The organism is uncultured Massilia sp. (assembly GCF_913773735.1).
Taxonomy (GTDB): Bacteria; Pseudomonadota; Gammaproteobacteria; order Burkholderiales; family Burkholderiaceae_D; genus Telluria.
Genome location: NZ_CAJYEB010000032.1, coordinates 81636 through 104258 on the forward strand (window position 1 = coordinate 81636; position 22623 = coordinate 104258).

18 protein-coding genes and 2 riboswitches are annotated in these 22623 nt (G+C 68.1%); of the genes, 12 read left to right on the plus strand and 6 right to left on the minus strand.

The window, feature by feature from the left end; all coding sequences use genetic code 11:
* Window positions 1–16: 16 nt before the first annotated feature.
* The 7 genes from rplT to QZ749_RS15975 all read left to right on the plus strand — a co-directional run bounded on the left by rplT (window position 17) and on the right by QZ749_RS15975 (window position 7664).
* Window positions 17–376 carry a 50S ribosomal protein L20 gene (rplT, locus tag QZ749_RS15945; RefSeq protein WP_036228505.1) on the plus strand — a complete coding sequence of 120 codons (360 nt, stop codon included), beginning with the start codon at window positions 17–19 and terminating at the stop codon, window positions 374–376.
* A gap of 144 nt (window positions 377–520) precedes the next feature.
* On the plus strand, window positions 521–1549 hold the full coding sequence (pheS, locus tag QZ749_RS15950; RefSeq protein ID WP_296948840.1) for a phenylalanine--tRNA ligase subunit alpha: 1029 nt from the start codon (window positions 521–523) through the stop codon (window positions 1547–1549).
* Window positions 1550–1585: 36 nt separating this feature from the next.
* Complete coding sequence (pheT, locus tag QZ749_RS15955) at window positions 1586–4009, plus strand: phenylalanine--tRNA ligase subunit beta (protein WP_296948841.1); 2424 nt, start codon at window positions 1586–1588, stop codon at window positions 4007–4009.
* Window positions 4010–4162: 153 nt separating this feature from the next.
* Window positions 4163–4531, plus strand: coding sequence for an integration host factor subunit alpha (locus QZ749_RS15960; RefSeq protein WP_296948843.1), 369 nt, complete (start codon window positions 4163–4165; stop codon window positions 4529–4531).
* Between the two features lie 10 nt (window positions 4532–4541).
* On the plus strand, window positions 4542–4952 hold the full coding sequence (locus QZ749_RS15965; RefSeq protein WP_296948845.1) for a MerR family transcriptional regulator: 411 nt from the start codon (window positions 4542–4544) through the stop codon (window positions 4950–4952).
* A gap of 196 nt (window positions 4953–5148) precedes the next feature.
* Entirely contained in the window at window positions 5149–5781 is a 633-nt protein-coding gene (locus tag QZ749_RS15970) for a response regulator transcription factor (protein WP_036228513.1), read from the plus strand.
* 299 nt (window positions 5782–6080) lie between these two features.
* Window positions 6081–7664 (plus strand): CHASE3 domain-containing protein, encoded by a 1584-nt coding sequence (locus QZ749_RS15975; RefSeq protein ID WP_296948848.1) that lies wholly within the window; start codon window positions 6081–6083, stop codon window positions 7662–7664.
* On the opposite strand, the gene QZ749_RS15980 is transcribed toward QZ749_RS15975, so the two are convergent.
* Window positions 7618–8427, minus strand: a complete 810-nt coding sequence (locus tag QZ749_RS15980) for a Crp/Fnr family transcriptional regulator (protein WP_296948850.1) — start codon at window positions 8425–8427, stop codon at window positions 7618–7620. The two genes, QZ749_RS15975 and QZ749_RS15980, sit on opposite strands and share 47 nt — an antisense overlap.
* A 442-nt stretch (window positions 8428–8869) precedes the next feature.
* Here QZ749_RS15980 and QZ749_RS15985 point away from each other — a divergent pair, with 442 nt between their 5' ends.
* Together QZ749_RS15985 and QZ749_RS15990 are read left to right on the plus strand one after the other, a co-directional pair.
* Window positions 8870–10540, plus strand: a complete 1671-nt coding sequence (locus tag QZ749_RS15985) for a peptide chain release factor 3 (RefSeq protein ID WP_296948852.1) — start codon at window positions 8870–8872, stop codon at window positions 10538–10540.
* A 246-nt stretch (window positions 10541–10786) separates the two neighbouring features.
* Entirely contained in the window at window positions 10787–11605 is an 819-nt protein-coding gene (locus QZ749_RS15990; RefSeq protein ID WP_296948854.1) for a YdcF family protein, read from the plus strand.
* 42 nt (window positions 11606–11647) lie between these two features.
* Here QZ749_RS15990 and QZ749_RS15995 read toward each other — a convergent pair whose 3' ends face one another.
* The gene (locus QZ749_RS15995) at window positions 11648–11971 is read right to left on the minus strand and encodes a hypothetical protein (protein ID WP_296948856.1); all 324 of its coding nucleotides are present in this window, start codon (window positions 11969–11971) and stop codon (window positions 11648–11650) included.
* A gap of 197 nt (window positions 11972–12168) precedes the next feature.
* On the opposite strand from QZ749_RS15995, the gene QZ749_RS16000 reads away from it, so the two are divergent.
* The gene (locus QZ749_RS16000) at window positions 12169–13815 is read left to right on the plus strand and encodes a HAMP domain-containing protein (RefSeq protein ID WP_296948858.1); all 1647 of its coding nucleotides are present in this window, start codon (window positions 12169–12171) and stop codon (window positions 13813–13815) included.
* Window positions 13816–13825: 10 nt separating this feature from the next.
* On the opposite strand, the gene gcvP is transcribed toward QZ749_RS16000, so the two are convergent.
* From gcvP to gcvT, 3 genes are all read right to left on the minus strand, one after another.
* Window positions 13826–16720 (minus strand): aminomethyl-transferring glycine dehydrogenase, encoded by a 2895-nt coding sequence (gene gcvP, locus QZ749_RS16005; RefSeq protein ID WP_296948860.1) that lies wholly within the window; start codon window positions 16718–16720, stop codon window positions 13826–13828.
* A gap of 74 nt (window positions 16721–16794) precedes the next feature.
* A complete protein-coding gene (gene gcvH, locus QZ749_RS16010; RefSeq protein WP_296948862.1) occupies window positions 16795–17175 on the minus strand; it encodes a glycine cleavage system protein GcvH in 381 nt (126 codons plus the stop codon).
* A gap of 64 nt (window positions 17176–17239) precedes the next feature.
* Complete coding sequence (gene gcvT / locus QZ749_RS16015) at window positions 17240–18361, minus strand: glycine cleavage system aminomethyltransferase GcvT (RefSeq protein ID WP_296948864.1); 1122 nt, start codon at window positions 18359–18361, stop codon at window positions 17240–17242.
* A gap of 54 nt (window positions 18362–18415) precedes the next feature.
* Window positions 18416–18507, minus strand: a riboswitch (glycine riboswitch).
* Between the two features lie 15 nt (window positions 18508–18522).
* Window positions 18523–18609, minus strand: a riboswitch (glycine riboswitch).
* Window positions 18610–18792: 183 nt separating this feature from the next.
* Here gcvT and QZ749_RS16020 point away from each other — a divergent pair.
* A complete protein-coding gene (locus tag QZ749_RS16020) occupies window positions 18793–19350 on the plus strand; it encodes an ATP-dependent Clp protease proteolytic subunit (RefSeq protein ID WP_296948866.1) in 558 nt (185 codons plus the stop codon).
* A gap of 94 nt (window positions 19351–19444) precedes the next feature.
* On the opposite strand, the gene QZ749_RS16025 is transcribed toward QZ749_RS16020, so the two are convergent.
* Window positions 19445–19774, minus strand: a complete 330-nt coding sequence (locus tag QZ749_RS16025; RefSeq protein ID WP_296948868.1) for a hypothetical protein — start codon at window positions 19772–19774, stop codon at window positions 19445–19447.
* A 396-nt stretch (window positions 19775–20170) separates the two neighbouring features.
* Between QZ749_RS16025 and QZ749_RS16030 the strand changes: the two genes are divergently transcribed.
* Complete coding sequence (locus tag QZ749_RS16030; RefSeq protein ID WP_296948870.1) at window positions 20171–22591, plus strand: DUF1631 family protein; 2421 nt, start codon at window positions 20171–20173, stop codon at window positions 22589–22591.
* Window positions 22592–22623 lie beyond the last annotated feature (32 nt).

The window sequence follows — 22623 nt, forward strand, 5'->3', positions numbered from 1 at the left end:
ATCTTAAGGAGCTACCATGCCTCGAGTAAAACGTGGGGTTACTGCACGTGCCCGTCACAAGAAGGTTCTTGAACTTGCCAAAGGCTATCGTGGCCGTCGCAGCAAGGTATTCCGTATTGCCAAGCAAGCCGTCATGCGCGCTGGCCAGTACGCCTACCGCGACCGTCGCAACAAGAAGCGCGTCTTCCGCGCCCTGTGGATCACCCGTATCAACGCGGCTTCGCGTTCGCACGGCATGACCTACAGCGCATTCATGAACGGCCTGAAGAAAGCCGCGATTGAACTGGACCGTAAAGTCCTGGCCGACATGGCTGTCAACGACAAGCCGGCATTTGCCGCTATCGTGAACACCGTCAAGGCAAAGCTGGCCGCCTAAACCGCGACAGCAAAGCAATACGACAGCAGCGCGCCGCGTCGCAAGACGCGGGCGTTGCGCAAAGGACGGGGCAAAGGTCTAAACAACCGATGCCCTGTTTTTGTTTCTGGCGCCTCCCGCCATCAAAACAGGAAAAGCATACCAATGGACTCGCAGAACCTCGCGCTGGAAGAACTCGTCGTCTCGGCCCAGTCTGACTTTGGCGCCGCGCAAGACGCCGCCGCGCTGGAAAACGCAAAAGCGAAATACCTGGGCAAGACCGGCCGGATCACCGAACTGATGAAGGGCCTCGGCAAGCTCGACCCGGACCAGCGCAAGGCGCAGGGCGCCCTGATCAATGCCGCCAAAGAAAAAATCGAACAGGCGTTGACGGCCCGCCGCGAGGACCTGGCGAACGCCCAGCTGATGGCGCGCCTGAATGCCGAGAGCATCGACGTCACCCTGCCGGGCCGCGGCCGCTCGATCGGCGGCATCCATCCGGTGATGCGCACCTGGGAGCGCGTCGAGCAGATCTTCCGCTCGATCGGTTTCGACGTGGCCGACGGCCCGGAAATCGAGACCGACTGGACCAATTTCACCGCGCTGAACAGCCCGGAAAACCACCCGGCCCGCTCGATGCAGGACACCTTCTACATCGAAGGCCAGGACAGCACGGGCAAGCCGCTGCTGCTGCGCACCCACACCAGCCCGATGCAGGTGCGCTATGCGCGCACCCATACCCCGCCGATCAAGGTGATCGCGCCGGGCCGCACCTACCGCGTCGACAGCGACGCCACCCATTCGCCGATGTTCCACCAGGTCGAAGGCCTGTGGATCGGCGAGGACATCAGCTTCGCCGACCTGAAGGGCGTGTACCTGAATTTCGTCAAGGCCTTCTTCGAGACCGACGACCTGCAGGTGCGCTTCCGTCCGTCCTACTTCCCGTTCACCGAGCCTTCGGCCGAGATCGACATCGCCTTCGGTTCCGGTCCGCTCAAGGGCCGCTGGCTGGAAGTCTCGGGCGCCGGCCAGGTGCACCCGACCGTCGTGCGCAATTTCGGCCTGGATCCCGAAACATTCATCGGCTTCGCGTTCGGCTCCGGCCTCGAGCGCCTGACGATGCTGCGCTACGGCATCAACGACCTGCGACTGTTCTACGAGGGCGACCTGCGCTTCCTGAAGCAGTTCAACTAAGCAGACAACGTGCGATAAAGACAAGGCTAAAAGATTATGCAATTCTCCGAAAACTGGCTCCGTTCCATGGTCGATCCGAAGATGAATTCGGACGAGCTGGCCCATCTGCTCACGATGTCCGGCCTGGAGGTCGAGGAAGTCGAAGCCGTCGCCCCGCCGTTCTCGAACGTGGTCGTCGCCGAAGTCAAGGAAGTGGTCAAGCACCCGAACGCGGACCGCCTGAACGTGTGCCAGGTCGATGCCGGCACGGGCACCCTGCTGAACATCGTCTGCGGCGCCCCGAACGTGCGCGCCGGCATGAAGGCGATCTGCGCCAAGGCCGGCGCCGTGCTGCCGCCGGGTCCGGACGGCAAGCCGTTCGAGATCAAGGTCGGCAAGCTGCGCGGCGTCGAGTCGCAGGGCATGATGTGCTCGGCCAAGGAACTGCGGATTTCCGAGGAAAGCAATGGCTTGATGGAGCTGCCGGAAGATGCGCCCGTCGGCCAGAACATCCGCGACTACCTCGGCTTGAACGACCTCAAGTTCACCATCAAGCTGACCCCGAACAAGGCCGACTGCCTGTCCGTGCTGGGCGTGGCGCGCGAAGTGTCGGCGCTGACCGGCACGGCGCTGTCGCTGCCGGCGTTCCGCCAGGTCCCGGTCTCGACCGACGAAGTCCTGCCGGTCAAGGTGTCCGCGCCGGACCTGTGCGGCCGCTTCACCGGCCGCGTGATCCGCGGCCTGAACGCGCGCGCCGCCACGCCGGAATGGATGAAGCGCCGCCTGGAGCGCAGCGGCCAGCGTTCGGTGTCGGCCCTGGTCGACATCTCGAACTACGTGATGCTCGAAGTCGGCCAGCCGTCGCACGTGTTCGACCTGGCGAAGATCCACGGCGGCATCGACGTGCGCTGGGGCAAGAAGGGCGAATCGCTGAAGCTCCTGAACGGCAATACCGTCGAGGTCGACGAGTGGGTCGGCGTGATCGCCGACGACCGCGAGATCGAGTCGCTGGCCGGCATCATGGGCGGCGATTCGACCGCCGTCACGCTGGACACCACCGATATCTACCTGGAAGCCGCGTTCTGGTGGCCGAACGCCATCCAGGGCCGCGCGCGCCGCTACAATTTCTCGACCGACGCGGCGCACCGCTTCGAACGCGGCGTCGACTTCGCGGGCACCGTCGACTACATCGAGCGCCTGACCTCGCTGATCGTCGAGATCTGCGGCACCGCCGACACCAGGGTGGGTCCGGTCGACGACCAGGCCCCGAACCTGCCGCAGCGCCGGGTCGTGACCATGCGCACGGCGCGCGCCGCCAAGGTCATCGGCGTGGACGTCACCGACGACATGGTCGCCGACATCTTCACGCGCCTGAACCTGCCGTTCGAGCGCGAGGACGGCCTGTTCCGCGTCACCGCGCCCACGTACCGCTTCGACATCGAGATCGAGGAAGACCTGATCGAGGAAGTGGCGCGCGTGTACGGCTTCGAGAACATCCCGACCTTGCCCCCGGTCGCGCCGAGCGCCATGCTGATCGCGCCGGAGAACACCCGTTCGCTGTTCGCGGTCCGCCACCAGCTGGCCGACCTGGGCTACCAGGAAGTCGTCAACATGAGCTTCGTCGAGCAGGGCTGGGAAGCGGACTTCGCGGCCAACGCGGACCCGATCCGCCTGCAGAACCCGATCGCCAGCCAGATGAGCGTGATGCGCTCGACGCTGGTGGGCAGCCTCGTGGCCAACGTGCGCTACAACCTGAACCGCAAGGCCGGTCGCGTGCGCGTGTTCGAGGTCGGCGCCGTGTTCCTGCGCAACCCCGAAGCGCAGGACGGCCCGCTGTCCATCGCCGGCTTCGACCAGCCCAAGCGCGTGGCGGCGATCGCCTACGGTCCCGCGCTGGACGAGCAGTGGGGCGTGCCGACCCGCGCGGTCGACTTCTTCGACGTCAAGGCCGACCTGGAGGCGCTGTTCGCGCCGCGCGCCGTGCGTTTCGCCAGGGCGGAACATCCGGCGCTGCACCCGGGGCGCTGCGCCTCGGTCGAGGTGGACGGCAAGGTCGTCGGCATCCTCGGCGAACTGCATCCGCGCTGGCTGCAGAAGTACGACCTGCCGCAGGCGCCGGTGCTGTTCGAAGTCGATGCGGCGGCACTGTGCGCGCGCGACGTGCCGGCGTACACCGAGATTTCCAAGTTCCCGGGCGCCACGCGCGACCTCGCGCTGGTGGTCAAGCAGGACGTTCCGGCCCAGGCCCTGGTCGATGCATTCCAGGCCGAACTGGCCTCGAACGAACTCGGCCGACTCGTGCAAGCCGTTGTTTTATTTGATGAATATCGCGGCAAAGGTTTGGAACAAGATGAAAAAAGTCTTGCTTTCCGCTTTGGCTTGCAAGATACTCAATCGACGCTGCAGGACGAAGCGGTCGAGGCCATCATGGCCGCGCTCGCTAGCGCCGCGCAGCGGATCGGCGCCCGACAGCGTGCTTGAAGCACCGTGATCTCCGGCGGGCCCGCAGCGGCCGGCCGGAGGCGCCGACTTCCAGAACACCGTTTGAACTGAGGGCAGGGCTTCAAAATTAATAACAACGACGTTGACACCGCCGTACTCCAGGAGGCACTGGCCGCCGACCTGCATCGCGCGATGCAGGTGGCCAGGGTGAGGAAGGAAGCGGAAAAGGAACTGCCGACCTTGACCAAGGCGGAGCTGGCCGAACTGCTGTTCGAGCAGGTCGGACTGAACAAGCGCGAAGCCAAGGACATGGTCGAGACCTTCTTCGACGAGATCCGCAATGCGCTCGAGCGCGGCGAAGCGGTCAAGCTGTCCGGCTTCGGCAACTTCCAGTTGCGCGACAAGCCGCAGCGGCCTGGCCGCAATCCGAAAACCGGGGAAGAAATTCCCATCACGGCGCGCCGCGTCGTGACGTTCCACGCGAGCCAGAAGCTGAAAGGCATGGTCGAGGAGGCCAATCCGGTCAATCCGGGCAGCCCCTCGCTGGCGCGTGCAGCCTGATTGAGCCGTGATGACCCAGAACGACCGACCGAGCAAGATTGAACCCACCGTGCTGCCGCCGATCCCGGCGAAGCGCTATTTCACCATCGGCGAAGTCAGCGATTTGTGCGGGGTCAAACCGCATGTGCTGCGTTACTGGGAGCAGGAATTCACCCAGCTAAAGCCGGTCAAACGCAGGGGAAACCGCCGTTACTACCAGCACCACGAAGTCTTGCTGATCCGGCGCATCCGCGAACTCCTGTACGAGCAGGGCTTCACGATCAGTGGCGCGCGCAACCGTCTCGACGGCCGCAGCCATGGCGCCGACGAGGCCGAGGTCGCGCCCGAGGTGCCGGCCGCGCCGTCCATCGATCCGGCGGCCCTGCGCGAGGAACTGCATGCCATCCTCGCGCTGCTCAAGCACGGTGCTTCGGCGGCCTGAGCCTTTCCCTGCGCGTACCCGCGGCACAGGAAAGGGCAGCAAGGGAGCCAGCTCAGGCGTGCGCTCCTGTTGTTCTGCACCCCGGAGGTGCTAGAATGTCATTTGCGAATGTTGCTGACCCAAACGCATGACCCGACGGGACGTGGGGGTGTCAGCATTGGCTCTTTCCTGCCTCAGGAAAATTTAAGGGAAGACAATGATACGCGTTGCCATTTGTGACGATCACCAGATAGTTCGAGCAGGTTTCAAACAAATTTTTTCGTCGTCGGGCGAATTCGAAGTCGTGGCCGAAGGCGCGACCGGACGTGAAGCCCTCGACATCGCACGCCGCGAGATTTGCGACGTGTTGCTGCTGGATATCGCCATGCCCGATCAGAGCGGCATCGATATCCTGCGTACCATCCGCCAGGGCCAGCCAAACCTGCCGGTGCTGATCCTGTCCGGCTATCCGGCGCAGCAATATGCGCTGAACCTGTTCAAGATGGGCGCCAACGGCTACCTGAACAAGGAATGCGATGCCGACGAGCTCAAGACGGCCGTGCGCACCGTCTACCAGGGCCGCCGCTACGTCAGTTCCCAGGTCGGCGAACTGCTGGCGCAGAGTTTCGACCGCGATCCGAACACGGCCCTGCACACCGAACTGTCGGACCGTGAATTCCAGGTGTTCCTGCGCCTGGCCAAGGGCGCGACCGTGTCCGACATCGGCAATGCGCTGTCGCTGTCGATCAAGACGGTCTCCACCTACCGTACCCGCATCATGGAAAAGATGGGCCTGCAGTCGAACAGCGACCTCACCTATTACGCCATGAAGAACAACCTGCTCGACTGAGCAAGGGACACATTGCGCCGGCCGCGCGCGTGGCCAGGACGGCCGCGCAATGCGCGGCCGTCGTCGTTTACGCCCGCGTTGTGTAATTCATTACTCTCTTGTCAAGAGAGAACCTTTCTTTATAGAAGTGTTACTTTCTCGTCGTCATCGCGCCACATTCAGTCACAGAGTTACTTGAACAGGGTAACAAGGCAACTTTTCCCGGTCTATAATGCCTCGGACAGGCATGCTGCGCGAAAGGAATCACGAGGATGTATTTCACCACCGACCCCAAGTTCAGGCCGGTTCGCAGCCTTCCGTTGTACCAAACCCTGCTGTGTGTCGTGTGCGTGCTGATCCTGGTGCTCAACGGTTTCAGCCTGGTGCGTAACCTCGACGGACTGAAGGCGGCGAACAGCAGGCAGGCCCAGGCCGACCGTGTCTCGGCCAGGCTGCAATACGTGAACCTGCTCGTGACCGATGCGGACAGCGGCCTGCGCGGCTATTTCCTGTCCGGTTCGGACACCTATCTCGGCCCGCTGCGCACCGCCCAGCGCGAAGTGGGCGGGCAGATGGGCGTGCTGCGCACGCTGCTGGCCGACAATCCCTCCCAGTTGAAGAACCTGGCGCAACTGCAGACCCTGGTCACGCGGCGCATGGACCTGATGCACCAGACGCTCGCGGTCTACCGCCAGGGCGGCCTGGACGACATCGTCGCGATCGCGCGCACCCAGGACGACCGCACGCAAATGGACGAGATCCGCCTGCAGGTCGTGATCATGACGGGCGAGCAGAACGAACTGCTGGCCACGCGCAGCACCGCCTTCTACGACCAGCACCGCCGCGCGATCCTGCTGGGCGTGGGCATCAACCTCGCGGCGCTGGCCGTGCTCGTGCTGTTCTACAACCTGATCCGCCGCGGCTTCCGGGCGCGCCTGCATGCCGAGCGCGCCCTGCAGCAGACCAATGATCAGCTGGAAACACTGGTGGCCGCGCGCACCGAGCAATTGTCGGTGCTGTCGCGCCACCTGATCCGGGTGTCCGAAGACGAAAAGGCCAGGCTGGCGCGCGAACTGCACGACGAGATGGGCGCCAACCTGACGGCCATCGGCATGCACCTGGCCAGCGTCGGCGAACAATTGAAGGCGTCCCACCCGGAACAGGCCGACACGCTGGCGCGCGCCCGCGCGACGCTGGTGCAGACCGTGGAACTGAAGCGCCGCATCATCGAGGGCTTGCGTCCGAGCCTGCTGGACAATATGGGCCTGGCGGCCGCGCTGCAAAGCTATTGCGACGATTTCGCGCGCACCACGGGCATCGATTGCGACGCGTTGATCGAAGGCTGCGTCGACGACGCCGGGCCGATGCAGGCGATCGCGCTGTTCCGCATCACGCAGGAATCCCTGAACAATGTCGCCAAGTACGCCAAGGCGCGCCACGTCGTCGTGCACCTGGCGCGCGAAGGCGAGGCCTACGTGCTCGAAGTCAGCGACGACGGCGTCGGGATTCCACCGGACGCGATGCGCCGGCCGCGCTCGCACGGCCTGCTCGGCATGCGCGAACGCGCCGCATTACTCGGCGGCAGCCTGCGGGTGGAGCGGGGTGTGAACGGGATCGGCACCAGCGTGCATGCCTGCGTGCCGATGGTCGCGCCGGGCGCCGAAGCCGAACCGGGGACTGCGGCGCTGTCGGTGGAAGCGGTGGAACGTGTTGCGGTGGAGACGGTACGGGCCGTCGAGGTCCAACTGGAACCGCGCGAAGCGGAAGCGAACGACGGGGAGGCGGGCGCGGCGCCGCTCCCGGACCAGCTCGCCGCCCCGGCGCCGCTGACGGCGGCCGGAGGCGGCGCTGCCCCGCTCATGCGCGTGCAACGTCCATCAGCAGACGGTCATACTCGCTTTTAGCGACCTTGTAGCATTCGCCGGCATAGTCTTCCAGGCCCTGGCGGTTCAGCACGGTGATGTTGCCGCGGCGGTACTGGATCAGGCCTTCGTCCTGCAGCTTGCCGGCGGCGGCGGTGATGCTTTCGCGGCGCACGCCCAGCATGATCGAGATCAGTTCCTGGGTCACTTTCAGTTCGTTACTGGCCGAGCGGTCCAGGCGGTCGAGCAGCCAGCGGCACAGCTTCTGCTCGATCGAGCTGTGGCGGCCGCCGACGGCGTTCTGGGCCATCTGGGCGAACAGCGCGTTGGTGTAGCGCATCAGCAGCTGGGGCAGGGCGCCGCCCTTGTTGAACGCGTCGCGCAGGAACTGGGTCTTGAGGCGGTAGCCGTAGCCGGCGCTCTGGACGACGGCGCTGCAGGTGGCGCGCTCGCCCATGAACAGCGACACGCCGACGGCGCCTTCGTGGCCGACCACGGCGATCTCGGTGGTGGCGCCGTCTTCCATCACGTACAGCAGCGACACGATGGCGGTGGTCGGGAAGTAGACGTATTCGAGCTTGCTGCCGAATTCGAACAGTTCCTTGCCGAAGGGCAGGGGAACCAGTTCCAGGTGCTCAAACAGGGCTTCCAGGTCCGGACGCGGCAGCGCCGCGAGCAACTCGTTCTGTTGGGTACCGCTGTAGCTCACAACCGGACGCGCGCCCAGCTTGATGTCTTCGCTGGTGGACGGGATCTGGCTGGCCGATTTTTTTTGGGCGGCAACACCGAGTTGTGCGTTATTCATTATATTTCCTCGTTATCTCTGACTTACATCACTGGGCGACTGCTTGGATGGGTTTCCTCATCGCGATGTGTGTACATTAAAGCCATAGTGTCTTGCCGAACATAAGATTAGCTGACGCCCCCCTGTAGGCTCGTTGCATGATGTTTTGTCAGCCCAGTCCTACTGGAGAGAAATGCCGAATCAACGTGGTTTTTATCCATGCGGAAATGGAACTGCGGCACTAAGTTACATTTCCGCTCAGCCGTATCCGGTTCCCGTGCGTCGAAACCCCGCAATTTCGTCACCTGTCCTCGCCTCCAGGCAACTTCCACTTTCCTGCAGGTAGCATTGCTATCTGAATCTTCCTACATCAGTTAGGACATCCACTGGCCAATTCCTTCACACAAGGCCCCCAAGACTCGGTAAAATCGAAGGTTTTTCGAAGCGCCTCCCAGGCGAAGCCATGTCCAACGAAACCGCAGCACTGCCCCCCGACGACGACGCCACGAGCGACGCCGCCGCCCCGGCCTCGAAGCCGGCCGCCCTGATCGCCCGCGAAGTTGCGCGCCGCCGTACTTTCGGCATCATTTCCCACCCCGACGCCGGCAAGACGACGCTGACCGAGAAGCTCCTGCTGTTCTCGGGCGCGATCCAGCTGGCCGGCACGGTCAAGGGCCGCAAGAGCGGCCGCCACGCGACCTCGGACTGGATGGACATCGAAAAGCAGCGCGGCATCTCGGTGGCGTCCTCGGTGATGCAGTTCGAGTTCCGCGATCACGTGATCAACCTGCTCGACACCCCGGGCCACCAGGACTTCTCGGAAGACACCTACCGCGTGCTGACCGCGGTCGACTCGGCGCTGATGGTGATCGACGCCGCCAAGGGCGTGGAATCGCAGACCATCAAGCTGCTCGACGTCTGCCGCATGCGCGACACGCCGATCGTCACCTTCATGAACAAGCTCGACCGCGAGACGCGCGATCCGCTCGAGCTGCTGGACGAGGTGGAATCGGTGCTGAAGATCGAATGCGCGCCGGTGACCTGGCCGATCGGCATGGGCAAGAACTTCCGCGGCGTGTACCACCTGCTGAACGACGAAGTCATGCTGTTCAAGGCCGGCGAGGAAAAGGCCGACGGCGCCTACGAGATCATGAAGGGCATCGACAACCCGACGCTGCACGAGATGTTCCCGCTCGAGATGGAACAGCTCAAGATGGAAGTCGAGCTGGTGCACGGCGCCTCGCATCCGTTCTCGCTGGAGCGCTTCCTGGCCGGCGTGCAGACCCCGGTCTTCTTCGGCTCCGCGATCAACAACTTCGGGGTGCGCGAGATCCTGTCGGCGCTGATCGACTGGGCCCCGGCGCCGCGCGAGCGCGACGCCACGGTGCGCGCCGTCAAGCCGGAAGAGCAGCCGTTCTCGGGCTTCGTCTTCAAGATCCAGGCCAATATGGACCCGGCCCACCGCGACCGCATCGCCTTCCTGCGCGTGTGCTCCGGCCGTTTCGAGAAGGGCATGAAGGTCAAGCACCTGCGCCTGGGCCGGGAGGTGAAGCTGTCGTCCGTCGTGACCTTCATGGCCTCCTCGCGCGAGCAGGTCGAGGAAGCCTACGCCGGCGACATCATCGGCCTGCCGAACCACGGCAACATGCAGATCGGCGACAGCTTCTCGGAAGGCGAACTGCTCACCTTCACCGGCATTCCGTACTTCGCGCCGGACCTGTTCCGCACCGTGCGCATCCGCAACCCGCTCAAGACCAAGCAGCTGCACAAGGGCCTGCAGCAGCTGGGCGAGGAGGGCGCCGTGCAGGTGTTCAAGCCGGTCATGGGCAGCGACCTGATCCTGGGCGCCGTCGGCGTGCTGCAGTTCGAGGTGGTGGCGAGCCGCCTGCTCAACGAATACGGCGTCGACGCCGTGTTCGAGAGCTCCAGCATCAGCAGCGCGCGCTGGGTGTCGAGCGAGGACAAGAAGTCGCTGTCCGACTTCGAGCAGGCGCTGGCGCACAACGTCGCCTACGACGCCGCCGGCAACCTGGCCTACCTGGCCACGTCGGGCGTGAACCTGCGCCTGACGCAGGAACGCTGGCCGAAGCTGCAGTTCCACGCCACGCGCGAGCACGCGGCGAAGCTGGACTGAGCGTTCGCGCCGGGGAAGGTGGCGACCAGGCCGCCATCCGGCGCAATGCGGGACACCCATCGGACGGCGGTTGCCGGCCGATGCGGTGAACGTCCCCGCCACCCTCGCCATCGAGCGCGATCCTCATTCGCGATCGATCGGGTCAACGTGTCGCCGCGACCCGGACCCCGGTAACCGGGAGTCGTCCGAACAGTGCTTGACTGAATAGCATTGCTTGCTGTCTACTCGTGGCGCCCGCATCGCCGCATGCGCTTCCTGGTTCCTCCCGTGCTCGAACTGATCAACGCCATCCCCCGCGAGCTCATGCTCCCGCCCGCCAGCCTGTTCCTGGCGATCGCCGTCGGCCTGCTGCTGTGGCGGCGCTGGCCGCGCGTCGGGCGCTGCGTCGCCGGCGCGGCGCTGGCGCTGCTGTTGCTGCTGTCGACGACCGGCGGCGCGGACGTGTTCGTCGCGCCGCTCGAACGCCAGGTCGCGCCGCTGGTGGCGCCGGAGAAGGCGGGCGCCCAGGCCATCGTCGTGCTGGCGGCGGGGCGCGTGCGCTTCGCGCCCGAGTACGGCAACCGCGACGTGCCCGACTACGTCGCGCTGGCGCGGGTACGCTACGCGGCGCACCTGCAGCGCCGCACCGGGCTCCCGATCCTCGCCAGCGGCGGCAACGGGGCCAGCGGCGCCGACCCGGCCGCCGACGACAGCGCCTACACGAAGGCCGACGCGATGGCCGTGGCGCTGCGCGAGGACTTCGGCCTGCCCGTCAAATGGATCGAACGGCATTCGCGCGACACGGCCGAGAACGCGGCCAACAGCGCCGCGCTGCTGCGCGCCGACGGCGTCAAGCGCGTCCTGCTGGTGACGGATGCGATGCACATGCCGCGCGCCCGCGACGCGTTCGCGCGCGCCGGGCTCGAGGTGGTGCCGGCGCCGACGATGTACCTGACCGCCCATGGCCGCGGCGACAATGCCTGGGTGCCCAGCGCCGAGGGGATGCGGCGCTCCTGGTATGCGATCTACGAGTGGCTCGGGATCGCCTGGTACCGCGTGCGCCATGGCGGCGCCGGGACCGCCTGACGGGCGTTCCGGAAGGGGGCCTGGCCGGCCGCCCGAGGCAGATCAGGCGCCGCCCACCAGCAGCGCCTCGACGATGGCGCCGAGCCAGCAGGCGGCGAGCGCCCAGCCGGCCACGGTCTCGGCCAGCGGCGTCGGCGCCGCTTCCAGCCGCGCCGCCAGCGCCGCCGGATCGGACGGCAGCGCACCGCTCAGCAACTGGCCGGCGAGGGCACTGGCCTGGTCGAACGCGCCCGCCACATAGATCCAGGCGGCCACCAGCGCGACGACCGCGAACAGGATCCCGCGCGCGCGCCGGCCCAGCCACAGCTGGCCGACGCCCGGAAACACCAGCGCCGACAGCAGCGCACCCACTACGTTGCGTTTCATCTTCATCCTTCCACTGCGCGATTTGATGCTTGACGCATCGCAAGAGGCGCCACCACGAGCCGCGTAAATTCAACTAATGCACGTCAGAAATATCGATCGTCGCCGCCAGCGGACGGCACCGTGCCGCCGCCACCGGCCAACCGCGAGGAGACCGCCATGACGCAAGCCGCTTCCGACAACCGCGACGGCGCGCCGGCATGCTCGCGCGCCTGAGGATCGGCCCCAAGCTGTTGCTGGCCCCGGGCGCCGTGCTGGGGCCGCTGGTGCTGCTGTCCGCCGGCGCCCACTACGCGATGGTACGCCAGAACGCCTCCCTCGACAGCATCGTCGGCGAACGCGCAGTGCACATGCGCGCCGCGTCCGATCTCGTGGCCGACGCCCAGAAGGCCCATGCGCAGGCCTACCAGGCGCTGACCTGGACCGCCGGCGGCTTCGCGCCTGCGCGCGTCGAGCCGCTGGTGCGCGACGTCCAGCTGCAGCACGCGGCGATCGAGCGCGGCTTCGACCGGCTGGCGCGCATGACGGCGGCCAGTCCGCGCGAGCGGCGCTACGTCGAGCAGGCGCGCGCCGCCTGGGGCCAGTACGTGCCGGCCGTGCGCGACGTGCTCGAGATCGTGCCGATCGACCAGTCGATCGGCGCCAACGCCATGTCCAAGGCCGAGCGCGCGTTCGGCACGGTGGCGCTGCGCCTGACCGAGCTGGCGCGGCGCGAGCAGGAACTGTCGGCGCAGGCTGCGCGCCAGGCCGAGGACGACTTCAAGCTGATGTCCACGTTGATGCCGCTGGTGGTGGCGCTGTCGGCCGCCGCCTCGCTGGCCATCACCGTCGCCGTGCGCCGCTCGCTACTGGCCGAGGTCGGCGCGATCGAGGCGGCCGTGCGCGGCCTGGCCAGCGGCGACCTGACGGCGCGCCTGCGGCTGGACGGCAGCGACGAGATCGCCACCACCGCGCGCGCGCTCGACGCCAGCATCCGCAGCCTGAACGGCACGCTGCGCACGGTGCTCGATTCGGCGCGCGCGATCGGCGCCGTCTCGCGCGACATCGTGCTGGGCCGGAGCGGCTTGCCGCCGCGCGCCGGCGTGCGCGATTCGCTCGACCGCACCGCCGCGTCGATGCGCGAACTGGCCGCGCAGATGCACCGCAACGCCGACAGCGCCCACGAGGCCGACCGCCTGGCCGCCGGCGCCCGCGCCGCCGCCGAGCGCGGCGGCGGCGTGGTGCATCGGCTGGTGGCGACGATGCAGGACGTGCGCCGCACGGCGCTGCGGCTGGAGGGCATGGTCGCGGCGATCGACGCCACGCTGGGACGGGCCGGGACGCTGGCGCTGGAGGGGCCGGACGCGTGCGCCGCCGAGGAACTGCGCCTGCTGGCGCGGCGCGCCCAGGCCGCCGCCCGCGAGGCGCGCGCGCTGGCGCGCGGGGCCGCCGCCGCCATCGACGACGGCGCCGCCTGCGCGACGGCGGCCGGCGCCAGCATGGCCGGGCTGGCGCACTCGGTGCAGGAAGTCGGCGACATCGTCGGACGCATCGGCAGCGCCAGCAGCGCGCGCGCGCTCGACCTGGCCGGCGTCAGCCAGGCGATCGTGCAGATGGACGAGATGACGCGCCAGGGCACGCGCATGGTCGAGGAAGCGGCGCTGGCCGCGCGCGGGCTGCAGCAGCAGGCGCTGGAACTGTCGCGCGCGGTGGCCGTGTTCCGCCTCGGGGACGCGCTGCACGGCGCCGACGCCGCAAAGGAAACGGCCCCGCACGGGACGCCCGACGGCGACGGGCGCCCCGGCGGGGCCGGGCATCCCTACCTGCGGCTGGCGAGCAGCCGCGGGCAGGGCACGAAGGCGAACTAGGACGCTTCCCTTACTCGTAGTCGGAGATCGGGGCGCAACCGCAGAACAGGTTGCGGTCGCCGTAGGCGTTGTCGGCGCGGCCGACCGGTGGCCAGTACTTCTTCTTGCGCAGCGACGGCACCGGGAAGGCGGCCACTTCGCGCGAATAGGTGTGCTGCCAGTCGTCGGCGGTGACCACCTCGGCCGTGTGCGGGGCGCCCTTGAGCGGGTTGTCCATGCGGTCGTACTCGCCGCGCTCGACTTTCACGATCTCGGCGTGGATGGTGATCATCGCCTCGATGAAGCGGTCCAGCTCGGCCTTCGATTCCGACTCGGTCGGCTCGATCATCAGGGTGCCCGGCACCGGGAAGCTCATGGTCGGCGCGTGGAAGCCGAAGTCCATCAGGCGCTTGGCGACGTCCTCGTTGCTGATGCCGGTCTTGTCCTGCAGCGGGCGCAGGTCGATGATGCACTCGTGCGCCACCAGGCCGCCTTCGCCCGTGTACAGCACCGGGTAGTGCGGCGCCAGGCGGCGGGCGATGTAGTTGGCGTTCAGGATCGCCATCTCGGTCGCCATCGTCAGGCCCTCGGCGCCCATCATCGCGATGTACATCCACGAGATCGGCAGGATCGAGGCCGAGCCGTAGGCGGCCGAGCTGACGGCGCCGATGCCCTGCTCGCCGCGCGCGTAGCCGGTCGAGGCCTGGTTCGGCAGGAACGGCACCAGGTGGCTCGCCACCGCGACCGGGCCGACGCCCGGACCGCCGCCGCCGTGCGGGATGCAGAAGGTCTTGTGCAGGTTCAGGTGGCTGACGTCGCCGCCGAACAGGCCCGGACCGGCCACGCCGACCAGCGCGTTCATGTTGGCGCCGTCGACGTACACCTGGCCGCCGTGGGCGTGCACGATCTCGCACAGCTCCTTGATGCCTTCCTCGAACACGCCGTGGGTCGACGGGTAGGTGACCATCACGCAGGCCAGGTTGGCGCTGTGCTGCTCGGCCTTCTTCCTGAGGTCGGCCAGGTCGACGTTGCCGTTCTCGTCGCAGGCGGTGACGACCACCTGCATGCCGACCATGTTCGCCGACGCCGGGTTGGTGCCGTGCGCCGAGGACGGGATCAGGCAGATGTTGCGGTGGCCTTCGCCGCGCGACTCGTGGTACTTCTTGATGATCAGGAGGCCCGCGTACTCGCCCTGCGAGCCGGCGTTCGGCTGCAGCGACACGCCGGCGTAGCCGGTCACGGCGCACAGCATGGCTTCCAGCTGGGCGATCATCTCGACGTAGCCGACGGTCTGGTCGCTCGGGGCCAGCGGGTGGATGGTCGAGAACTCGGGCCAGGTCACCGGGATCATTTCCGACGTGGCGTTCAGCTTCATCGTGCACGAGCCCAGCGGGATCATGGTGCGGTCCAGCGCCAGGTCCTTGTCGGCCAGCGCGCGCAGGTAGCGCAGCATCTCGTGCTCGGCATGGTAGCGGTGGAAGGTCGGGTGCGTCAGGTAGGCGCTGGTGCGCGCCAGCGCGGCCGGGAAGGCGTCGGCGGCATCGCTGTCGAGGGCCTCGATGTCGAAGGCGGCATCCTTGCCGGCGGCTTGTGCGAAGATCGCCAGCAGGGCAACGACGTCGTCGCGGGTCGTGGTCTCGTCCAGCGACAGGCCGACGTGGCGCGCATCGACGCGGCGCAGGTTGATGCCGTGCTCGACCGCGATCGCGTGGATCGCCTCGGCGTCGTCGGCGATGACGGTGAGGGTGTCGAAGAACGTGTCGTTGACCAGCTGGTAGCCGAGCCGTTCGAGGGCGCCGGCGACGATGCCGGTGTAGCGGTGCACGCGGCGGGCGATCCGCTGCAGGCCTTCCGGGCCGTGGTAGATGGCGTACATCGAGGCCATCACGGCCAGCAGCACCTGCGCGGTGCAGATGTTCGACGTGGCCTTTTCGCGGCGGATGTGCTGTTCGCGCGTCTGCAGCGCCAGGCGGAACGCCTTGTTGCCCTGGGCGTCGATGGTGACGCCGGCCAGGCGGCCTGCCATGCTGCGCTTGAATTCGTCGCGGGTGGCCAGGTAGCCGGCATGCGGGCCGCCGAAGCCGAGCGGCACGCCGAAGCGCTGGCTGTTGCCGACGACGACGTCGGCGCCCCATTCGCCCGGCGGGGTCAGGACGGTCAGCGCCAGCAGGTCGGCGGCCACGATCACCATGGCGCCGGCCGCATGCAGCTTCTCGCAGGCGGTGCGGTAGTCGCGCACGTCGCCGTTCACGCCCGGGTACTGCAGCAGCACGCCGAAGCACGTCTCGGTCAGGTTCTCGATGTCGGCGGCGGCGATGGTGCGCACCTCGACGCCGATCGGCAGCGCGCGGGTCTGGATCACTTCCAGCGTCTGCGGCAGCACGTCGTCGGCGACGTAGAACACCTTCGACGCCGATTTGCCGACGCGCTGGACCAGGGTCATGGCCTCGGCGGCGGCGGTGCCCTCGTCGAGCATCGAGGCGTTGGCGATGCCCATGCCGGTCAGGTCGACGATCACCTGCTGGAAGTTCAGGATGGCTTCCAGGCGGCCCTGCGAGATCTCCGGCTGGTACGGCGTGTAGGCGGTGTACCAGGCCGGGTTCTCGAAGATGTTGCGCAGGATGACGGGCGGGGTATGGGTACCGTAGTAGCCCTGGCCGATCATCGACTTCATGACCTTGTTCTGCGACGCGATGGCCTTGAGCTTGGCCAGCGCGGCCTGCTCGGGCAGCGGCTCGAAGAACTGGCCCAGATCCAGCTTGTCCTTGCGGCGGATGTTGGCGGGAACGACGGCGTCGATCAGCGCGGCGCGATCCCCGTAGCCGAGGACGGACAGCATGGCTGCCTGGTCAAGGTCGGACGGGCCGATGTGGCGCGGGATGAAGCCATCGCGTGCTTCGAGTTGGGTCAGGCTGGTGCGGGTCATGGTGGCAACGGAAAAGAGAAGAGGAGGTGTGGCGGTAGGGTGGGCACGGGGTGCCCACCCTACGATCGGGCGAATCAGCCTTCGGTGGTCTTGCCGTAGGCGGCGGCGTCGAGCAGGCCGTCGATGGCGGCCGGGTCGCTCGGCTGCAGCTTGAACAGCCAGGCGCTGTAGGCGTCGGCGTTGATCGAGTCCGGCGCGTCCGCGGTCGGCTGGTTCACGGCGACGACCGTGCCCGAGACCGGGGCGTAGATGTCGCTGGCGGCCTTGACGGATTCCACCACGGCGGCGTCGTCGCCGGCGGTGAAGGTCTTGCCGACCTGCGGCAGTTCGACGAACACGATGTCGCCCAGTGCGTCCTGCGCGTATTCGGTGATGCCGACGGTCAGCGTGCCGTCGGCTTCCTGGCGGACCCACTCGTGGGACTCGGTGTACTTCAGGTCGGCTGGGATGTTCATGCGTTGCTCCTAGTGAGGGGGATGGGGGCTGTCAGTATAAGTTGTTCTGTGCCTGGCGGACCGGTCAGGAGGCCAGGATCTTGCCGTTACGCACGAACGGCAGCTTGACCACGGTGGCGGCCAGTTTCTTGTCGCGGATCTCGACGTGCACGGTGTCGCCCACGGCCACGTCCAGCGGCACGCGCGCCAGCGCGATCGCCTGCTGCATGGTCGGGCTGAAGGTGCCGCTGGTGATCTCGCCGGCGCCGCCGGAGGCGGCCACCACTTTCTGGTGGGCGCGCAGGATGCCGCCCTTTTCGCGCAGGATCAGGCCGACGAACTGCTGCTCCTGGCCGCGCTGCAGGGCGGCCTTGCCGACGAAGTCGCGTTCCGACACCAGGTCGACGGTCCAGGCCAGGCCGGCGTCCAGCGGCGACACGGTATCGTCCATGTCCTGGCCGTACAGGTTCATGCCCGCTTCCAGGCGCAGCGTGTCGCGCGCGCCCAGGCCGGCCGGCTTGACGCCCGCCGCGACCAGCGCGTTCCACAACGCTTCCACCTGCGTGGCCGGCACGCCGATCTCGAAGCCGTCCTCGCCGGTGTAGCCGGTGCGCGCGACCATCAGTTCGCCGAACGGGGTGTCCTTCACGACCACCGCGTTGAACGGCTTCAGGCCTTCCGACGCCGCGCGGGTCGCCGGCACGGTGTCCCAGAAGATCGCGCGGGCGTTCGGGCCCTGCACGGCCACCAGGGCGATGCCGTCGTCCGACAGGTCGGCGCGGCGCGGCGTGATCTCCAGGCCCGACTGCGTGGTGTCGTTGCGCTCGCGGATCCAGGCGATGTCCTTCTCGGCGGTGCCGGCGTTGACCACCAGGCGGAACCAGGTCTCGTCGAAGAAGTAGACGATCAGGTCGTCGATCACGCCGCCCTGCGGGTTCAGCATGCACGAATACAGCGCCTTGCCGGGCGCCTGCAGCTTGTCGACGTTGTTGGCCAGCAGGGCGCGCAGGAAGGCGCGCACGTTGGCGCCCTTGAGGTCGACCACGCACATGTGCGAGACGTCGAACATGCCGGCGTTGCCGCGCACCGCGTTGTGTTCCTCGATCTGCGAGCCGTAGTTGACGGGCATGTCCCAGCCGCCGAAGTCGACCATCTTGGCACCGAGCGCGCGGTGAACGGAATTGAGCGGGGTCGCCTTGAGCGTCATGGAATGTCCTCGAACAGTGAATAGGGGTCGAGCATGCGGTCGTCCGCATGCCGTTCGCACCCCTCTGTCCTCGGTACCTGAGAGATAGCGGCGTGGCCGCTTGCCCCTTCGGTGGGCCGTGAAGGCCGCTCTCCAGAGTCGGTCCGCCGCGTTCTCGCGACGTCCCTTGACCGGTCCGGTTTGCCTGAGAGTTTTCGGGTGATGCCCCTTCGGCGGCAGCCTGCGCTGCGCTCTCCCGGTCAAGACTGCGAAGGATATGCCAGCGGCCCGGCGAAGTCAATCCGCCAGGGGGCCGGGAAGGCCATTCCGGCGGCGTGCACCGGCTTGTTCTTGCCTGCTGGCAGCTCGCGCACTATTGCAGTGCGTCACCACCGACTGGCAGGCGCGATTTGTTACACTTGCCTGAACGACCTTGACCGGAGAATCGAACGATGAGCGAAGATCAAGCAAACGCGAAGGAAGCCTGGTTCACCCTGTCCGGCGACGTGAACAGCGACATGGTGCACCGGGTCTTCGAAGCGGTGGCCCACATGACCGAGGACGGCATCGAGACCGCCCACGTGCTGGTGCAGTCGAACGGCGGCTACGTCAGCGACGGCCTGTGCCTGTACAACTTCATGGCCGCGTCGCCGATCGACTTCGTCATGTACAACGGCGGCGCGGTGGCGTCGATCGCCGTCATCCTGTTCATGGCCGGCACCCGCCGCTACGCCAGCGAGACGGCGCGCTTCATGATCCACAAGTCGCACGCCACGGCGTCGCCCGGCTCGCGCCCGGATGCGCTCAACATCATCGTCGAGGGCTTGCGCGCCGACGACGCGCGCACCGAGTCGATCCTGCGCAAGCACGTCGAGCTCACGCCGGAGCAGTGGGGCATCCACCAGTACGGCGACCTGCACCTGAACGCGCGCGACGCCAGGACCGCGCGCATCATCGACGACGTGCGCGACTTCGCGCCGCCGAAGGGCGCCAGCCTGCGCAATATCTGATATCTGAGCGCCGCGCGGCGCGTCCACGCAGGAACAGGGCCCGCACGGTCGTCCCGTGCGGGCCCTGTCGCGTCATGCGCCGAGGCGCGCGACGTCAGCGCTTGCCGTCGTTCTTGTGGCTCTGGCGGCCGGCCGCGGCGTGCTGCTCCGGCGTGCCGCCGCGCGTGCCCGCGCCGCTCGACTGGGATGCCGAGCCGGCCGAACCCGACTGCTTGTTGCCGTCGTTCTTGTGGCTCTGGCGGCCGGCCGCGGCATGCTGCTCCGGCGTGCCGCCACGCGTGCCGCCGCCGCTCGACTGGGATGCCGAGCCGGCCGAGCCCGACTGCTTGTTGCCGTCGTTCTTGTGGCTTTGCTGGCCTGCCTTGACGTGCTGTTCGTGGGAACCGCCCTGGTTGCCGGGACGCGAATTCTGGTTCGATGCCATGATCATTCCTTTCGATTGACTGGGGATTGGCTTGCATTGCCGAACGCTGCGAGGTCTGGCTGCAGCGTTGTCCGGTCCAGCCATGATGCAAGCCCGGCCATGGCGCGGCTATCGGCGCGTTGCCTCATGCGTTGTAGGACTAACAGCTACGCCAATGGAATATTTTTTCAAGATAACGCGTTTGCGGAGCGAGATTGTTCGCAGAAATGGCCGGAACCGTGGGAAGTGGCGGCGGTTTTCCTGTCGCGTTAACTCATCGGTAGCATGATCGTTCTTTCGGTTGGAGCGCCCGCGAACGCCCCGGCGTGCCGGTCCGCGCACGGACGGCGCGATGTTTTTGATTGCCGGTCAGAAATTTTGTGCCACAATACCGGGGACTTCCCAGCCGACCGCGCCATGCCATCCAGCCATGTCCAGACCCCGGCCGCCCACCAGGCGGCGCCGTCGCCACGGGCGGCGCTGGACGCGCTCGCCGTCATCGCCATCGACCACGTCCGGCGCGAGCTCGGGCGGACGGCCGCGCGCCTGGGCGCGGCGCTGGCCGACGTCGACGGCGACGGGGCCGGCCTCGATACCCGCACCATCTACCAGCGCATCAAGTCGGCGCGCCTGCTGAAGGAGCAGGGCTACGCCTTCTTCCACCTGGCCGCCGAAGGCATCGCGCAGGCGTTGCGCGCGGAACTGGACCGGCTCGATCCGCACGCGGCGCGTCCCGTGCCGGCGGCGCTCGGCCTCGTGCCGCTCGAGGAAATCGACGACCGCCTCGCCCTCGCCGCGCTGGCGCGGCCGTTCGACATCGCGCACGCGGAGGCGCTGGCGGTCCTGTCGGTGCGCCTGGGCCTGCTGCTCGGGCGCGGCGTGCTGCGCGCCGATGCCAATCCCTTCCGTCCCGCCGTGTTCCTGGCGGCCCTGGATGCCGCCTGGCGCGCCTTCGAACCGGACGAACTGGCCCACGACCTGGCGCGGCCATTGCTCGGCCCCGCCGTCGTGTTCGACTTCGCGCCGCTGCTCGACGCGCTGGCGGCCGACTTGCGCCAGCGCGGCCGGCCCGAGGGCGCCGCCTGCCGCATCCAGAAGACCGACGATGCCGCCGCGGCCCGGGCCGCGCGCGCCGGCCGCAAGGCGGCGCTGGCCGGGCAGTTGCGGCGCCTGTTCGGCGACGCCGACGCCAACGATGACGACGATGCTGACTGCAGCGCCGGCATGCCGCTGGTGCCCGACCTGCCGCACCTGCCGGCCGGGAACGGCGGCTGGCGCCCGAGCGCCGCCGCCGGCTTCCAGGCGGTGCCGGCACGCGCCGAGGGCATGGCCGCAGCGGCCACCGGCGCGGCGCCGGCCACGGTGTCGGCCCCAACGTCGATGGCCGCGCCGCTGTCGGGCAGGGGGCCTGGCGCCGCTGCGGTCCCGGCCGCGGCGGCAGCGACGGTCCCGACGCCGCAGGCCGGCGCGGCGCCGCTGGCGGACCTGCTGGCGCGCATCGATGCCGTGCTGCCCGCCGCCGCGCCCGACGATGGCGCGGGCGGCGCCTGCGCCGCCAACGTCTTCTACCTGCCGCGCCTGCGCCGCAGCCTGCCCGAAGGCAGCCTGGCGCACGCCGACGCGCGCACGCTCGACCTGCTGGCGCGGGTGTTCGAGGCGGTGCTGCTGGACGACGACATCCCGGCCGACGCGCGCACGCTGCTGCAGGCCCTGCAACTGCCGGTGCTGAAGGCGGCGCTGCTGGACCGCAGTTTCTTCTTCGAGGACAGCCATCCGGCCCGGCGCCTGGTCGACCTGCTGTCGCGCATGGGCTGGGAGCGGCGCGCGGATCCGGCCGACCCGGTATTCCAGGCGATGCGTCGCAGCGTGGCGGCCGTCGACGGCGCCGGCGCGGGCGCGATGCACTCGGCCGCCCAGGCCAATGCCGTGTTCGCGACGGCGCTGGCCGACCTGGAGGCCGTCCTGGCGGCGCGCGCCGGGGCCGACGAGGCCGCGCTGCGCAGCGCCATCGCCGGCCCGGTCGCCAGCGCCGAGCGGCAGGAGCGGCTGGAAGCGGCGACGCGGGCGGCGCGCGACGCGGTCGGGCTGCGCATCGCCGCGGGCGACCTGGGGGAGGGATTCGCCGGCGCGGTCGGCAGTTTCCTCGAGCAGCGCTGGACCACGGTCATGACCTTCGCCTACAGCATCGAGGAGACGCGTCCGGGCGCGGTCGGCAACGCCACCCGCGCCATGGACGACCTGATCTGGAGCGTGCGGCCGAAACCCACGCAGGAACAGCGCAAGGACCTGATCGCGCGTCTGCCGCGCCTGCTCGCCACGCTGAACAAATGGCTCGACGCGATCCAGTGGCGCGATGCGGCGCGCCTGGAATTCTTCGCCGGCCTGGCCGCGTGCCATGCCGCGATCGTGCGCGCGCCGATCGCGCTGTCGCCCGAGCGCCAGCTCGAACTGGCCGTCGAGGCGGCCCGGCAGGACGCGCTCCGGCGCGTCGAACTGGAGCGGGCGGCCGAGGAGCGCGCCGCCGCGCACGCCGCCGAGCAGGCCGCGGCCTGGTCGCCGCTGGACGGCCTGGAGCGCGGCCTGTGGCTCGAATTCCGCGCCGACGGCGCCGCGCGCAAGGCCAGGCTGGCCTGGGTCAGCCCCCTGCGCACGCTGTTCATCTTTTCCGGCCCGGACCGCCAGGAAGCGTTCTCGCTGCCGGCGCGCGAACTGGCCGAGGCCCTGCACGCCGGGCGCGCCCGCGTGCTGGCCATCGACGGCCTGGTCGGCCAGGTCCTGTCCGAGGCGATGCGCGGCGGCGCCGTCAACGATGGCGCCGCCGCGCGCCAGGCCGGCTGAATCGCCGCATCTGCTGCCACACCCGCCGCCGC

What these genes read in the sequence shown, in the direction of transcription:
- QZ749_RS15990 (WP_296948854.1), top strand. Translation starts at nt 10,787, where the DNA reads ATGCGCTTCCTGGTTCCTCCCGTGCTCGAACTGATCAACGCCATCCCC.
- QZ749_RS15985 (WP_296948852.1), top strand. Translation starts at nt 8,870, where the DNA reads ATGTCCAACGAAACCGCAGCACTGCCCCCCGACGACGACGCCACGAGC.
- QZ749_RS16025 (WP_296948868.1), bottom strand. Translation starts at nt 19,774, where the DNA reads ATGGCATCGAACCAGAATTCGCGTCCCGGCAACCAGGGCGGTTCCCAC.
- pheT (WP_296948841.1), top strand. Translation starts at nt 1,586, where the DNA reads ATGCAATTCTCCGAAAACTGGCTCCGTTCCATGGTCGATCCGAAGATG.
- QZ749_RS16020 (WP_296948866.1), top strand. Translation starts at nt 18,793, where the DNA reads ATGAGCGAAGATCAAGCAAACGCGAAGGAAGCCTGGTTCACCCTGTCC.
- gcvP (WP_296948860.1), bottom strand. Translation starts at nt 16,720, where the DNA reads ATGACCCGCACCAGCCTGACCCAACTCGAAGCACGCGATGGCTTCATC.
- QZ749_RS16030 (WP_296948870.1), top strand. Translation starts at nt 20,171, where the DNA reads ATGCCATCCAGCCATGTCCAGACCCCGGCCGCCCACCAGGCGGCGCCG.
- rplT (WP_036228505.1), top strand. Translation starts at nt 17, where the DNA reads ATGCCTCGAGTAAAACGTGGGGTTACTGCACGTGCCCGTCACAAGAAG.
- gcvH (WP_296948862.1), bottom strand. Translation starts at nt 17,175, where the DNA reads ATGAACATCCCAGCCGACCTGAAGTACACCGAGTCCCACGAGTGGGTC.
- QZ749_RS15965 (WP_296948845.1), top strand. Translation starts at nt 4,542, where the DNA reads ATGACCCAGAACGACCGACCGAGCAAGATTGAACCCACCGTGCTGCCG.
- pheS (WP_296948840.1), top strand. Translation starts at nt 521, where the DNA reads ATGGACTCGCAGAACCTCGCGCTGGAAGAACTCGTCGTCTCGGCCCAG.
- QZ749_RS15960 (WP_296948843.1), top strand. Translation starts at nt 4,163, where the DNA reads ATGCAGGTGGCCAGGGTGAGGAAGGAAGCGGAAAAGGAACTGCCGACC.
- QZ749_RS15970 (WP_036228513.1), top strand. Translation starts at nt 5,149, where the DNA reads ATGATACGCGTTGCCATTTGTGACGATCACCAGATAGTTCGAGCAGGT.
- gcvT (WP_296948864.1), bottom strand. Translation starts at nt 18,361, where the DNA reads ATGACGCTCAAGGCGACCCCGCTCAATTCCGTTCACCGCGCGCTCGGT.
- QZ749_RS16000 (WP_296948858.1), top strand. Translation starts at nt 12,169, where the DNA reads ATGCTCGCGCGCCTGAGGATCGGCCCCAAGCTGTTGCTGGCCCCGGGC.
- QZ749_RS15995 (WP_296948856.1), bottom strand. Translation starts at nt 11,971, where the DNA reads ATGAAACGCAACGTAGTGGGTGCGCTGCTGTCGGCGCTGGTGTTTCCG.
- QZ749_RS15980 (WP_296948850.1), bottom strand. Translation starts at nt 8,427, where the DNA reads ATGAATAACGCACAACTCGGTGTTGCCGCCCAAAAAAAATCGGCCAGC.